Annotated in this window: 1 protein-coding gene; it reads left to right on the forward strand. The window is 66.6% G+C overall.

Going from position 1 to position 16,682, the window contains the following annotated elements:
• Positions 1–232 precede the first annotated feature (232 nt).
• Positions 233–16,666: an amino acid adenylation domain-containing protein gene (locus tag ACFYOW_RS02615; protein WP_387283821.1), complete on the forward strand. Its 16,434-nt coding sequence runs from the start codon at positions 233–235 to the stop codon at positions 16,664–16,666.
• The last annotated feature ends 16 nt before the right edge of the window (positions 16,667–16,682 follow it).

Consider the following 16,682-nt stretch of genomic DNA (forward strand, 5'->3'; position numbering starts at 1 on the left):
TGACGTCACGACGCCGGTGCCTGTGATTTGATAGGGCACAAATACTCCAAAATCGATACCTTCTCGCTTTGTTCGACACTGGTCCGCCAACGGTGTGCCGGGATCCAGCCGGGTTCGTGGGTTTCGGCAACACCTGTGGGGCTCGACGCGAGAGGACTGTAGTACTCGAATGGATAGGGTTCGTCGAACTGTTCGGAGTCGAATTCGTCGCAAATCGAGTAGCCCGCTCTTCATGCAGTTGTTGGGGGCCGCGGTCGAATCCGCGGCCGGCTCGATCGCAATCCGCTACAACCCGACCGGCGAACCCGCTGATCAGCGCGAACTCACCTACACGGAGCTGGACGAGTCGTCCTCGCGACTGGGAAGGGAACTGATCGGGCGGGGCGTGGGCCCTGGCGACGTCGTTGCCGTCGGCTTCACTCGCTCGATCGAATCCGTACTGGCCGTATGGGCCATCGCCAAGACCGGCGCGGCGTATGTGCCGGTCGACCCCACCCTTCCGCCGGAGCGCATCGAATTCATCGTCGCCGACTCTCGGGCGGTGCTGGGGCTCACCGATTCGACGCATCGCTCGCGGTTCGGCACCGAGATCTACTGGCTCGACGTCGATGATCCGCTGCACCGGGAGCGGATCGCGGCACGACCCGCACATCCGATCTCCTATGTCGACCGGGTGGGCACACCGACCGAACAGCATCCGGCCTACGTCATCTACACCTCCGGCTCCACCGGTCGCCCGAAGGGCGTTGTGGTGACTCACGCAGGTCTTGCGCTGCTGGTGAACGCTCAGCGAGAGCACTACGCGGTCGATAACGATTCGCGGGTGCTGCACGTTTGTTCGCCGAACTTCGACGTCTCGGTGCTCGAGCTGCTGCTGGCCTTCAGTTCCGGCGCGACGCTCGTGGTGGCCCCGCCGACGGTGTTCGGCGGCGCCGAGCTCGCCGACCTGTTACGCCGTGAGCGTGTCACGCACATGCTGATCACGCCTGCGGCGCTGGAGTCGGTCGACCCGGTCGGACTCGACACGTTGCGGGTCGTGGTCGTCGCGGGTGATGCGTTCGGCCCACGGCTGGTCAACCGATGGGCGGTCGCCGGGCGGTCTTTCTACAACGCTTACGGGCCCACCGAGGCCACCATTCTCGTCACTGGTAGCGCCGAGTTGGTGCCCGGTCAGCCGATCACCATCGGTAGCGCCCTGCCGGGTGTCGGCGCGGTGGTGCTCGATTCGCGGTTGCGGCCGGTACCCGCCGAAGTGATCGGCGAACTCTACCTTTCCGGTCCCGCGCTCGCGCAGGGTTACCTGGGGCGGGCGGCGCTCACGGCGGAACGATTCGTGGCGAATCCGTTCGGCGGGGAAGCAGGCAACCCCGGCGCACGGATGTATCGCACCGGCGATCTGGTGCGGCGCCGCAGCGTCGACGGCGCAATCGAATATCTGGGACGCTCGGATTTCCAGATCAAGATTCGCGGCTTCCGTATCGAACTGGGTGAGATCGACGCCGCACTGACCGATCACCCCGATATCGAATACGCGGCGACTCTCGGCAAGCTCGCGCCCTCCGGCGCGACCGTACTGGTCTCCTATGTGCTTGCGCGCAACGGTATTTCCCTCGAAGCCGGAGAACTCCTGCGCTTCGCCGGAGCCGCATTGCCCGGCCATATGGTGCCGTCCGCGATTGTCGTGCTCGACGCGATCCCCTTGTCCGCCAATGGAAAGCTCGATCGGCAGGCATTGCCCGAGCCGGTGTTCGAGGCGGCGGTGTCGCGTGCCCCCGTGGGCGCCGTCGAATCCCGGCTCGCCGAGTTGTATGCCCAAGTGCTCGGTGTGCGCGTCGGGGCGGAGGATTCGTTCTTCGCCGCCGGTGGAGACAGCATCCTATCGATCCAGTTGGTCTCGCGGGCCCGTGCGGCAGGGATAGTGTTCACCCCCCAGGATGTGTTCGAGCAGCGCACCGTGGCCGGGTTGGCGCGGGTCGCGGTTGTCGGTGCCGAACCCACGCCGACGCTCGCGGAGTTGCCCGGCGGCGGTATCGGGGAGATTCCGCTGACACCGGTGCTGGCCGCCCATCTCGTCGGGGGGCGGTCGTTCGGCCGGTTCACCCAGCACATGGTGCTTGCCCTACCCGAGCACATCGACCGGACGGGTTTGGTCGCCACGCTCGCCGCGGTGCTGGACCACCACGACATGCTGCGCGCACGGCTGTGGTCCGCCGACGGGCGATGGCAGCTGCACACCTTGCCGCCGGGTGTGGTGGACGTGGACACGCTGCTCACTCGTATCGATGTGCCCGCCGGACTGGACATAGATGAGTTGTGCGGAACAGCCAGTGCGGCAATGGATTCCGCCCTCGACACGCTCGACCCGGCGTCCGCTCGGATGATTGCCTGCACCTGGTTGTCTCGGCCGGACGGCCGGGACGCGCTGATCATCGCCGCGCATCACTACGTGATCGATGGCGTGTCGTGGCGCATTCTGATCTCGGACTTGGTGACCGCGTGGGCGCAACGCGATGGTGGGCACCGGATCGACCTGCCCGGCGTCGGCACGTCGTTCCGACGGTGGGCGCACGGTCTGGTCGAGGCGGCGACCGCCGCGGACCGTACCAGCGAATTGCCGTACTGGCGGCAGGTTCTGAACGTCGCTGATCCCCTGTTGGGCGCTCGGGCACTCGACCCGGTTATCGATACAGCGGCCACGGTGCGGCATTTCACCGTCTCGGTGCCGCCCGAGATCACCCATGCGGTGTTGACCGAGTTGCCGAGGTTGTATAGGAGCGGAGTCAACGACGGTCTGCTCGCGGCATTGGCGCTCGCGGTGCGCTCGTGGCGGGCGAAAAGAGGAGTCGATGCCGCGGCCACGCGAATCCGGCTCGAGGGACACGGTCGTGAGGAAACCGCCGTTGCCGGCGCCGACCTGAACCGCACTGTCGGCTGGTTCACCAGCATGTATCCGGTGGCGCTCGATCTGTCCGGCATCGACGCCGATGCCGCATGGAACACCGCCGACGCGACCGCGGCGATGCTCAAGACGGTGAAGGAGCAGCTGCTCGCGGTGCCGGATAAAGGCATTGGTTTCGGCATGCTGCGTCATCTCGGCACCGATACCGCAGGCGAACTCGACGGTGCGCTCGGCCAGATCGGTTTCAACTATCTCGGTCGGATTTCCGCAGGCGACGTGCCGGAGGGACTGACGGATCACAGTTGGCTGCCGACCGCCGACTGGGGCGCCCCGGCAGCCGACCAGGATCGGGCGATGCCCGCGGCCGCCGTGGTGGACATCAACGCGATCGTCACCGATACCGACGCGGGCGCGCAGATGAATGCGTCGTTCGCGTACGCGTCCGAGATCCTCGACGAAGCCGCTGTGCGGGAGCTGGCCGAGTACTGGGTGGCCGCACTCACCGTGCTTGCCGGACATGTACACGATCCGGCGGCCGGTGGCCTGACTCCGGCGGATGTCCCGCTCGTGCGGATCACCCAGAGTGAACTCGATATCTGGCAGCGGGAGCACCCGGGTCTGGTCGATGTCCTGCCGCTGTCGCCCCTGCAGCTCGGATTGCTTTTCCTGACACAGCTTTCCGACGATTCGGCGGATCCCTATCTGCTGCAGTTGGCGGTGGAGTTGTCCGGCGTGATCGATCTGGATCGCCTACGGCGGGCGGCGCAAGCGGTGTTGGATCGGCATGCGATCCTGCGGGCCGCGTTCAGGACTTCGGTCGAGGGCGCCCCCGTCCAGATCGTCGCGGAGGGTCTCGAGGTCCCGTGGCGGATCCTCGACACCTTGGACACCGATCCGGCGTCGCTCCTGGCCGCCGAGGCATGTCTCGGGTTCGATCCGACGGTGGCGCCGCTGCTGCGATTCACGGTGTATCGCACGGACTCCGGACGCGTACATCTGGTGTTGACCGCGCATCACATCCTGTTGGATGGCTGGTCGATGCCGTTGCTGATGAAGGAACTACTGGTTTCCTATGCGGCCGACGGTGATTCGACGCCGCTGCCGCGAGTCCGGCCGTATCGGGACTATCTCGCCTGGTTGGCCCGCTACGACCGGGACGCCACCCTGCAGACGTGGCGCGCGGCGCTGGCAGATCCGACGCCGACTCGGCTGGCCACGACCCTGCCGCCACCCGCGACGCCCGCCGACGGCCACGGTGTTTGCGCCGCCGACCTGTCACCCGTCGAGACTGCGGAGCTGTTGAAGTTCGCCGCGGCAACCGAGGTCACCGTCAATACGGTCGTCCAGGCGGCGTGGGGCCTGGTGCTCGCGGCCAGTGCCGGAGGCGATGATGTCGTGTTTGGCGCGGTGGTTTCCGGGCGGCCGCCGCAGGTCGACGGGGTCGACGAAATGGTCGGCCTGTTCGCCAATACCGTCCCTGTCCGGGTTCGGTTCGACTCCGATGCGCCGGTGCGGCAACTGCTGATTCGGCTGCAGTCCGAACAGGTTTCGTTGCTCGACGCTCATCACATCGGGTTGGCCGATATTCAGCGCGCCACTGGTGCGGGCGAGTTGTTCGATTCTCTCGTGGCCTTCGAGTCGTATCCCGTCGATACCGATGGTTTGCGGCAGGCTCACGCGACGATCGACGGGCTGGAAGTCGTCGATCTCCAAGGTCGCAACTTCACGCACTATCCGGTGGCTGTCGTGGTCGAGTTGGGCACTCGACTGCATGTGCAGGTGCAGTACCGGCGCGACATGATCACCGCCGCCGCCGCGCAGGCGCTCGCCGCGCGGTTGCGGGTGCTGATCGGTGAATTCGTTGCGACGCCGGAGCGCACACCGGCGGAAATCAATCGGTTCTTCGATGATCGCGGCGATCTGATCTCGCAGACGCGCTACTGGCGCACCGTGCTCCAGGGCCTGCCGGATGAGCTGAACCTGCCCACGGATCGCCCACGTCCTGCGATCCCCTCCCTCGCGGACTCGTGCGTCGAGTTCGAGATCGGTGCGGACCTGCAGCACCGGCTACATCAAGTCGCGCACGACACCACGGTGTTCACCGTCGTGCACGCGACATTCGCGGTATTGCTTGCGCGACTATCGGGGACCGATGACATCGCGATCGGCACCCCCACCGAAACGGGCGGATCGGTCAACACGGTCGTACTGCGCACCAGGGTGCCGGGTGAAATCTCGTTCGGCGATCTGCTCGAGCAGGCGAAAGACATTGCCCTACAGGCATTCACACGAACAGACCTGCCCTTCGACGAGTTGGTGGCACTGCTGGATCCGGTTCGGTCGAACGCACGTCACCCGCTGGTACAGGTGATGCTGTCCGCCGGTGATCGGACTCCCGTCGCACGCGGCCCGTTCGATCTGTCCCTGCACATTCGGGAGAACCGGGACAGCGCCCGCATTGTCGCGAACCTTTCCTTCGCGCCCGATCTGTTCGACCGGCGCACCGTGGAGATCTTCGCCGAGCGATTCCTTCGGCTGCTGGCGGCCGCGGTGAGCCGACCCGGGGACCCGATCGGTGAACTGCCGTTGCTCGGCGACCAGGAGCTGGCCCTGCTGACCCGGGTCCACGACAATGACGTGCGGGCGCCCCAATTACTGCCTGATCTGCTGACTCGTGGACTCGCGTTGGGCCGGGACCGGATTGCGGTGCGGTACCAGGGGCGGTCGATCAGTTACGGCGAACTCGACGAACAGTCGTCGCGGTTGGCGAGGGTCCTGATCGATCGAGGTGTGGGTCCCGAACTGCCGGTTGCGGTGTCACTGCCCCGTTCCTACGAGATGGTGCTGGCAGCCATCGCGATCGCCAAGTCCGGTGGTGCGCATCTGCCGATCGACCCGGCTCATCCCGCGCATCGGGTGCGGCACATGTTGACCGATTCCGGTGCGGCCCTGGGCATTACCGCGTCCGACCAGGTCGATCGGCTGCCCGATGCGGTGGATTGGCTGGTGCTCGATGCACCGGCGACGGCGGCGTTGCGTGCAGGCAAGTCCGCCGACGCGATTACCGATGCCGAGCGGATTGCGCCGTTACGGACGCAACATCCGGCCTATGTGATCTACACCTCGGGCTCGACGGGCCTGCCCAAGGGGGTCGCCGTAACCCATGGCGGATTGAGCGATCTGGTCGATCATTCCGTCGGCCAGTACTGTCTCGAGCCGCACCACCGGTATCTGCATATTTGTTCGCCGAGTTTTGATCCGTCGGTGATGGAATGGATGTGCGCGTTCTCGGTGGGGGCGACGTTGGTGGTCGTGCCGTCGGATGTCACGGGCGGACCGGAACTCGGCGAGCTGCTGCGAACCGAGGCGGTGACGCACACGATCATCACCCCGGCGGTGCTCGGCACGGTCGATCCGGCCGGTGTGGACCGGATGGAAGTGCTGTTCGTGGGTGGGGATGTCCTGACCCCGGAGCTGTTGGCCAAGTGGCAGCCGGGACGCCGGTTGTTCAACGCGTACGGTCCGACCGAGGCGACAGTCATGTCGTCGAATGTGGAACTGGTTGCGGGGCAACACATCACGATCGGCAGGCCGATTCTGGCTAGTTCGGCGTTCGTGCTGGATTCGCGGTTGAATCCGGTACCGCCCGGTGTTACGGGTGAGCTGTATCTGGCCGGCACCGCGCTGGCTCGTGGCTACTGGAACCGCGCCGGGTTGTCCGCACAGCGGTTTGTCGCCAATCCCTGGGGTGGGCCGGGTTCACGGATGTATCGCACCGGCGACCTCGTGCGCTGGTACGCGACACCGGAGCAGCGGGCAGGGAATCTCGCCGTTCCGTCGGCGGATTGGCAGCTCGACTATGTCGGTCGCGCTGATTTCCAGGTGAAGGTCCGTGGTTTCCGTATCGAACTCGGCGAGATCGATACCGTGCTCGGCCGACATGCCGATATCGATTTCGTGGTCACGCTGGGTCGCGAGACGCCCAGTGGCGCAACGGCATTGGTGTCATATGTGCGGGCGGCGCCGGGACGGGTGGTGGATCCGGCCGGGCTGCGGGAATATGCGGCCGGGATCCTGCCGTCGCATATGGTGCCCACGGCGATTGTGGTGCTGGACCGGGTGCCGTTGACTTCGAACGGAAAACTGGACCGTAAAGCGTTGCCGGAGCCGGTATTCCAGACGGCGGTGTCGCGTGCTCCGGTCGGCGCGGTGCAGTCGCGGCTCGCCGAACTCTTCGCGCAGGTGCTGGGTATGGAACGGGTCGGAGTGGACGATTCGTTCTTCGCGCTCGGCGGTGACAGCATCATGTCGATCCAGTTGGTGTCGCGGGCCAAGGCGGCGGGGATGGTGTTCACCGCGCGGGATGTGTTCGAGCAGAAGACAGTCGCGAGATTGGCTCGCGTTGCCGTGGTCGGTGCGGAGTCGGCGGCGATTCTTGCCGAGTTGCCCGGCGGCGGTGTCGGCGCGGTTCCGTTGACTCCGGTACTTGCCTGGTTCCTCGCCAACGGTTCGTTCGGTCGGTTCGCCCAGAGCATGGTGCTCGGATTGCCGGAGGGGATCGATCGCGCGGGTGTGGTGGCCACTGTCGGCGCGGTGCTCGAACATCATGATGTGCTGCGTTCGCGCGTGTGGCAAGCGGACGGGTCGTGGCGGTTCGAGGTGTTGGCGCGTAACGCCGTCGAGGCCGACGCGCTGGTCGCCGAGGTCGAGGTGCCCGCGGGTGTCGACGAGGCCGAGCTGAACCGAATTGCCAACGCGGCCATGGATTCCGCGTTGGCCACGTTGGATCCCGCTGCGGGCCGGATGATCGCGTGCACGTGGCTGCGCAGACCCGATGCGCCCGATACTGTCGCCGTCACGGTCCATCACTATGCGATCGATGGTGTGTCGTGGCGCATTCTCATTCCCGACCTCGTGCTCGCGTGGGCGCAGCGCAGCGCCGGGCAGCCGGTGGCCTTGCCCGCCGTCGGCACCTCCTTCCGGCGCTGGGCGCACGCCTTGGTGGAAGCGGCCGCCACACCGGACCGTGCCGAGGAACTCGGCTATTGGCAGCGGGTGCTGGCCACGCCGGATCCACTGTTCGGCGCGCGTGCGCTGGACCCGGTCGCCGATACCTTCCAGACCCGGGGCGTATTCGATATCCGGGTTCCGGTCGAAGTCGCCGACGCGGTGCTCGCCAAAGTTCCGGCGCTATACCAGGGCGGCGCCAACGACAGTCTGCTCGCAGCGCTCGCGATGGCGGTGCGTTCCTGGCGGGCGCGGCGCGGCATCGATGCTCCGGTCACTCGACTGCGGCTCGAGGGGCACGGCCGCGAGGAAGACGCGGTGCCCGGCGCTGACCTGACTCGCACCGTGGGTTGGTTCACCACCATCAGTCCGGTGGCCATCGACCTGTCCGGAATCGACACCGAAGCCGCCCTCGCCGGTGGCGAGACGACCGCCGCGGTGCTGAAATCGGTGAAGGAGCAACTGCTTTCCGTGCCGGATCGAGGCATCGGTTTCGGCCTGCTCCGGCATCTGAATCCGGACACCGCCGACGCGCTGGCCGGTGATCTCGGGCAGATCAGCTTCAACTACCTCGGCCGTGTTTCGGCGGGTGCGGTGCCCGACGGCCGCTCGGCCTGGTTGCCGACCGGAGAACTGGGAACCATTGCCGCAGAGCCGAATCCGGACCTGCCACTGTCCGCGGTGATCGACATCAACACGATTGTCAGCGATACGGCGGATGGCCCGCGGATGGTGGCGTCGTTCGCTTTTGCCGCCGCGATCCTCGACGAGGCGGCGGTGCGGGAGTTGGCCGAGGACTGGCTGACCGCACTCACCGCGATCGCCGACCACGCGAAGGATCCGGCTGCCGGCGGTCTGACTCCGTCGGATGTGCCGCTGGTGCGGGTCTCTCAGGTCGAGTTGGACCAGTGGCGGCGCAACCATCCTGGACTGTCGGATGTGCTGCCACTGTCACCGCTGCAGAATTCGCTCCGGGTGCTCATCGAGCTACTGGACGGTTCGATCGACGCCTACATAATCCAGCTGGCAGCGCGGCTGACCGGCGAGCTGGATATGGGCCGGTTGCGCCGAGCCGCGCAGACCATTCTGGACCGGCACGCGAACCTCCGGTCGGCCTTCGTCCCCATGGCCGACGGGACGTCGGTGCAGCTGGTGATGGACGGGGTCGAGGTGCCGTGGCAGGTTGTCGAGGGCGTGTCCGAGGACGAGCTGGCGGAGCTGCTGGTCGCCGAGCGGCGACGCGGATTCGATCCGGCGGTGGCGCCGCTGCTGCGATTCACGGTGTACACCAACGACTCCGGGCACCATACTCACAGCCATCTCGTGTTGACCGGACACCACATTCTGCTCGACGGCTGGTCGATGCCGCTGTTGATGAAGGAGCTCCTGGTCCTGTACGCGACCGGCGGCGACACGTCACTGCTCGCACCGGTCCGGCCCTACCGCGACTACCTGCGGTGGCTCACCCAACAAGACCGGGAGGCCGCGGTACGCGCCTGGTCGGACGTGTTGACCGGCGCCACCGCGACCATGCTCGCCCCTGAACTGGCGTGGCCCGCGGCGACCGGTGACGGGTTCGGCGTCGTTGAATTCGATCTGTCGGCCGCACAGACCTCGGCGCTTACGGCGTACGCGGCTACGGCCGAGGTCACCGCCAATACGGTGATACAGGCGGCATGGGGTCTGGTCATCGCCGGTAGCACCGGACGCGACGATGTCGTCTTCGGCGCGACCGTCTCGGGCAGACCGCCGCAACTCGACGGTATCGGCGACATGATCGGCCTGTTCGTGGATGCCATCCCGGTACGGATCCGGTTCGATCCAGACACGACAGTGCGGACCCTGCTGACGGGTTTGCAGGGCGAGCAAGCGTCGCTGTTGGACCATCACCACCTCGGACTCGGCGAGATCCAACGCGTCGCCGGGCTGGGCTCACCCACCCCGCCGACTACGCAGGCTTCGTCCGCCGGCGTCCCCCATGACGAGCTGTTCGACACAATGCTGGTCTTCGAGTCCTACCCGGTCGACGCCGAGGGGCTACAGCAGGCCGGCGGCGCCATCGACGGGTTGCGGATCGAGCAAATGCGCGGAGCCGACTTCACGCACTATCCGATCACCGTTGTGGTCTTCCTGGATACCCGGACGCTGGTGCAGGTGAAGTACCGGCGCGATATCGTCGCCGACCAGACGGCACAGGCCGTGGCCGATCGGCTTCGCCGCGTGCTCAGCGATCTGCCCGCGACACCGGACCGTACCGCGTCCGATGTCGCGGTGCTGTGCGACACCGAATCGGACGACCCGATCACCAGGTCTCGGTACTGGCGCACCGCATTGGCGGACCTGCCCGATCGGCTGGAGCTGCCCACGGACCGGCCGCGCACGGCGCTGCGGTCCGATGTCCGTGGGCGGGTGGAGTTCTCGGTACCGAACGAGGTACACCTGGGTCTGCGACAACTTGCGCACACGGCGGGCGTGACATGGACCGCGGTGGTGCGCACGGCATTGGCGGTAGTGCTCGCGCGGCTATCCGGCTCCGACGACATCGCGATCGGCACTCCGCTGCCAGGCGATCGCCATGCCGAGCTGGTGCTGCGCACCCGCGTGGATCGGGCCGCGCGCTTCGCCGACCTCCTACCGGAGGCACACCAGCGTGAGCTGCAAGCGTTCACGCACGCGGGTATTCCGTTCGACGAGTTGGTCGATCTGTTGGGTGCGCGGCGGTCGCCGGATCGGCATCCCCTGTTCCAGGTGGCCCTGTCGTTCCAGAGCCCGCCGGATGCGGTCGGTGATCTGGCGCTGGCGATCTCGGCCGCGGATGGCGACTCGGACCGGATGCGCGGCGAAATGTCTTTCGTGCGTGATCTTTTCGATGACGGTACGGCGCAGATGTTCGTCCGGCGGTTCGTCCGGGTGCTGGCGGCGGTCGTGGACGAGCCCGCGACGCGGGTGCGCGATCTGCCGCTGTTGGTCGACGACGAGTACGAGTGGCTGCCCCGGATGGGCGGCGGCCCCGCGGCTGCCGTCGGGATGCTGCCGGATCTATTGACGCGGGGAGTCGGTTTCGGGCGTGATCGAGTCGCGGTGCGCGACGCGGGGCGCGCATACACCTACGGTGAGCTCGACGAACTGTCGTCGCGTCTGGCGCGCGTACTGATCGATCGAGGTGTCGCGCCCGAGACGGTGGTGGCGCTCGCGATGCGACGTTCGTACGAAATGATCGCCGCGGTATGGGCGGTCGCCAAGGCGGGTGGCGCATATCTGCCGGTCGATCCGAGCTACCCGGTGGACCGGGTGCGGCACATGGTGGCCGATTCCGGTGCGGTGGTGGGCATTACGGTCGCCGAGCACGCAGATCTGCCCGACACGGTGGATTGGCTGGTGTTCGACGATCCCGCGGTGCTCGCACACTGCGCCGCCCACTCGGCGGCCACGGTGACCGACGCGGACCGTCGTGCCCCGCTGCGCATGTCGCATCCGGCCTATGTGATCTACACGTCGGGGTCTACCGGACTACCCAAGGGGGTCGCCGTCACCCACGCCGGGTTAGGTGGACTGGTCGGCCACACGGTCGACATGCTCGCACTCGGGCCGCAACATCGGATGCTGCATGTATGTTCGCCGAGTTTCGACCAATCGGTCGAGGAGTGGTCCAGCGCGTTCTACAGCGGTGCCACCCTGGTGATCGCCGCGCCGGATATCGTCGGCGGCACCGAACTTCGTGACCTGCTGCGCGGCGAACGGGTGACGCATACGATCATCACCCCGGCACTGCTCGGCACCGTCGATCCCGCCGGACTGGACGACTTGGCTGTGGTGTCCGCAGGAGGCGAAGCCACCACTCCTGAACTGCTTGCCAGGTGGCAGCCGGGTCGCCGCTTCATCAACGGATACGGTCCGACCGAGGCGACGATCGGCGCGACCTATACGACTCTGCTCGCGGGACAACGGGTAACGATCGGCCGTCCGGTCCCCGGCGGGTTGGCGGCGGTGCTCGATGAGCGGTTGCACCCGGTGCCCGCGGGTGTCACCGGTGAGCTGTATCTGGCGGGCCCGGCACTGGCCCGCGGCTATCACGGGCGTTCCGGAGCGACGTCGCAACGTTTCGTCGCGAATCCGTGGGGTCCGCCGGGCGACCGGATGTACCGGACCGGCGATCTGGTCCGATGGGTCGAGGTAACGAATGCCACGGCTACCGGTTGGGAGTTGGAGTACCTGGGCCGCACGGACTTCCAGGTGAAGATCCGTGGCTTCCGCATCGAGCTCGGGGAGATCGACGCGGTGCTCGCCGCGCACCCCGACGTCGACTACGCGGTGACCATCACGCGCGAAAACCCCAGCGGGGCCACGATTCTGGTGTCGTATGTGATGGGCCGGTCGCTGAATCCGGAGCAACTGACGCGGTGGGCTGCGCGGAGCCTGCCGTCGCATATGGTTCCCGCGGCGGTCGTGGTACTCGACGAGATTCCATTGACCGCGGTCGGCAAACTCGACCGAAATGCCCTCCCCGAACCGCAGTTCGCGGCGCGCACCTACCGGGAACCGTCGACGGCGGCCGAACGGGCCGTGGCCGGTGTCTTCGCCGAGGTACTGGACATCGAGCGGATCGGCGCAGACGACGATTTCTTCGAGCTGGGCGGCAATTCGCTGCTCGCCACGCGGGTGACCGCTCGCCTCGGCATGACGCTGGATGCCCGGGTTCCGGTGCGTGTGTTGTTCGCCGCGCCCACCGTCGCGGGTTGTGCGCGAGAGGTGGCGAAGCTCACCGGTACCGGGAGTCGCCGCGCCCTGGTGGCGGGCCCACGGCCGGAACGTATTCCGCTCTCGCCCGCACAGCAACGGATGTGGTTTCTCAACAGGTTCGATACCGAGTCGACCGCATACAACATTCCTGTCGCCATCCGCCTGACCGGCGAACTGGATATCGCCGCGCTGGGGCAGGCCTTCACCGATGTCGTTGTGCGCCATGAGATCCTGCGAACCATATATCCGCAGCTAGGGGATGCAGCGGATCCGGTGCAGGTCATCCTGCCTCCCGGTCACTCCCAGGTACCGCGGCTGGAGGTTCGTACCGTCAATGCCGCCGAGGTGGAATCGGCTGTGCTGGAACTGGTTTCGACGACGGCCTTCGACGTGACCGCCGAGGTGCCTGTCCGCGCCGTGCTGTTCCGGGTCGCGGACACCGAATTCGTGCTGGCCATGGTCGTCGACCACATCGCGGGTGACGGCTACTCCGGTGGCCCGCTCACTCGTGACCTGGCGTCGGCATACGCGGCTCGTGCATTGGGCCGGGCCCCGGATTGGTCGCCGCTGGCCGTGCAGTACGCGGATTACACGCTGTGGCACCGTGCGTTGCTCGGCAATGCGGACCAGCCGGGGTCGATGGCGGCCGAGCAGATCGCCTACTGGCGGCGAGCCCTTGCCGACCTGCCGGATCAGCTGGATTTGCCGACAGACCGGCCCCGGCCGGCGGTGCAGTCGTTCGCAGGTGGCCGAGTGGAGCTGCACATCGATGCGCGTGCGCATGCGGCGTTGGCGGGGCTGGCACGAGCCGAGGGCGCGACGCTGTTCATGGTTGTGCATACCGCGCTGGCGGTGTTGCTGGCTCGCTTGTCCGGCACCGACGATATTGCGATCGGTACACCGATAGCGGGCCGGGGTGAGGCGGTGCTGGACGATCTGATCGGCATGTTCGTCAACACCCTGGTGTTCCGCACCCGGGTGGATGCGGGTGCGGGTTTCACGGAGTTGCTTGCGCGGCAACGCGATATCGATGTCCAAGCCTTCGCCCATGCCGATGTGCCGTTCGAGCAATTGGTCGAAGTGCTCAATCCGGTGCGCTCGACGGCGCGGCATCCGCTGTTCCAGGTGGGGCTGTCGTTCCAGAATCTGGCCCCGGCCAGGATCGAGTTGCCGGGCTTGACCGTCACGGCGTTGGCACAGGATCGACAGCTGTCGCAGTTCGATCTGCATGTGATCATGGCCGACAGCTATGCCGAGGACGGTGCGCCGACGGGTATCGGCGGCTTCTTCACCTACGCCGCGGATCTGTTCGACGAGTCGACGGTGCGGAGTTTCGTGGACCGGTTCGTCCGGGTCCTCGATGCCGTGATCGCGGATCCGCAGGTGCCGGTCGGTGCCATCGATCTGCTCGCGACCGGAGAAAGCACACGGATCCTCACGGCATGGAACGACACCGCGCACCAGGTGAATACGGCCGCCACCTTAGCGTCGCTGCTCGACGAGACAGTCGCTGCCACACCGGAGTCCACGGCGCTGGTCGCCGCCGACGGCACTCGAATCACCTACGGTGAGCTCGATGGACGCGTGAACAAGGTGGCGCGGTACTTGATTTCGTCGGGTGTGGGCCCGGAGTCGCGGGTGGCATTGGCCATTCAGCGTTCGATGGATCTGGTCGTCGCGATGTATGCGGTCAGCAAGGCCGGCGGTGTGTACGTGCCGATCGATCCGGAGCAACCCGCGCACCGGACCGACTACATACTGAAGACGGCGGCACCGGTTTGTGTGCTGACGAATACCGATGCGGATTTCGGAACCTCCGCTGCGCCGGTGGTGCTGATGGATCGACTGGACCTGTCCTCGGTGGACGCGACCCCGATCACCGACGCGGAGCGGATCGCGCCGTTGCGCGCCGAGCACGCGGCCTATGTGATCTTCACGTCGGGCTCCACCGGTCGCCCGAAAGGGGTCGCGGTCACACACGGTGCGATTGTCAATCAGTTGCTCTGGAAGACAGCGCAATTCGGATTGACCGCCGATGACGCGCTGTTGCTGAAGACGGCGGCGACGTTCGATTTGTCGGTGTGGGAATTCTGGTCGGCCGCGGTCTGCGGCGGCCGCCTGGTAATCGCCGCGCCGGACGGCCACCGCGACCCGGCATACCTGAACGAGCTGATGACATGTGCGGGCGTGACCACCCTGCACGCGGTGCCGTCGATGCTGGACGCATTGCTGACCAGTCGGCTGCCGGACTCGTTGCGCCAGGTGCTGGCGATCGGTGAGACCCTGCCTGCCGCGCTGGCGCGCCGATTCGCTGCCGCGGCGCCCGATGCGTCGCTGTACAACCTGTACGGTCCGACCGAGGCGGCGGTGTCGATCACCAGCCATCAGGTGGGCAGGTTCGATGAACTGGCCGTGCCGATCGGCAGACCGGCGTGGAACAATCAGGTATACGTGCTGGATTCGCGGTTGCGCCCGGTTCCGGCCGGCGTCGTGGGTGAGTTGTACTTGGCCGGAGGACAGTTGGCGCGGGGCTACTTCGGTCGCGCTGACCTGACGGCGGATCGTTTCGTCGCCAACCCGTTCCAGCCGGGTGCCCGGATGTATCGCACCGGCGATCTGGTGGCATGGAATGCCGAAGGCGAGCTCGACTATCGGGGCCGTACCGATTTCCAGGTGAAGATTCGTGGCTTCCGAATCGAACTCGGCGAGATCGATGCGGTACTGGCCGCCCATGCGGAAGTGGATTTCGCCGTCACGATCGGCCGGGAGAATTCCGCTGGGGCAACGGTTCTGGTGTCGTACGTGGTGGCCGCCCAGGACCGGGTGATCGATCCGGATCGGCTGATCCGCTGGGCCGCACGGACCTTGCCGTCGCATATGGTGCCCGCGGCGATCGTCGTCCTCGACGACGTCCCGTTGACCCAGGTCGGCAAACTCGATCGCGCGGCGCTGCCCGAACCGGAGTTCGGGACCCGCGCCTTCCGCGCACCGACGACAGCGCTCGAGACCATGGTCTGCGAGATTTTCGCGGAAGTACTGGGTCTGGATCGCATCGGATTGGATGACAACTTCTTCGAACTCGGCGGGAATTCACTGATCGCGACCAAGCTGACGGCTCGGTTGAGCGAGGCGATGGCCGAAACGATTCCGGTGATGTGGGCGTTCACCGCCCCCACCCCCGCGGGCATCCTCGCGGAGTTGCGTGCGCGCGGCGCGGCGGGCGCCGGTGCCGACGCGGCATTCGATGTGCTGTTGCCGCTGCGGGTTTCCGGCACCGCCGAGCCGCTGTTCTGCATCCATCCGATCGGGGGCATCGCGTGGTCGTTCGCCGGGCTGGCAGCCCATCTCGATGCGGATCGGCCCATTTACGGACTCCAGTCACCCGCGCTGAGTTCGACGGACCCACTGCCGGATTCGATCGAGGATTGGGCGCGGCACTACGTCAAACACATTCGTGAGGTTCAACCGGAGGGTCCCTACCACCTGCTCGGCTGGTCACTCGGCGGTGTGCTCGCCCATGCCATGGCCGTCCAACTCCAGGACGAAGGCGCGCAGGTGGCGCTGCTGGGCATGATGGACAGTCGACTACTCGACATCGGCGCCGGATCCAAACTCGCGGGGATCAAGGTTACGGTGCCGGACCTGCTCGGTGGACTGCTCGGCGCTCGGGCCGCGGAATTCGGCCTGGACGAGACGGTGGAATTGTCCGAGCTGGCACAGCGATTGAGCGCGCTCCCCGAGCCGTTCGCATCCTTCGGGGCCGCACGGATCGAACGGGTCGTGGCCGCGGCGATCGATTCGGCGGCTCTCGACGTGGCATATCGAGCGCGGTCATTCGATGGCGACCTCGTCTATTTCACTGCGGCCCACGACGATCCGACGGGTTCCGTCGGCGCCGCGACCTGGACGGCAGCAGTGGCGGGTTCCGTGCACAACCACCCGGTGGCCACCACACACTGGCGGATGACCACTGATGCGGCGCTCCGGAGTATCGCGGAGGTTCTGCACGAGTGGTTGTGACACGCTGCTGCGGCGT

This window comes from Nocardia sp. NPDC006982 (genome assembly GCF_042869435.1).
GTDB lineage: Bacteria > Actinomycetota > Actinomycetes > Mycobacteriales > Mycobacteriaceae > Nocardia.

Coding starts and splice junctions, on each gene's coding strand:
- ACFYOW_RS02615 (WP_387283821.1), top strand. CDS start 233: ATGCAGTTGTTGGGGGCCGCGGTCGAATCCGCGGCCGGCTCGATCGCA.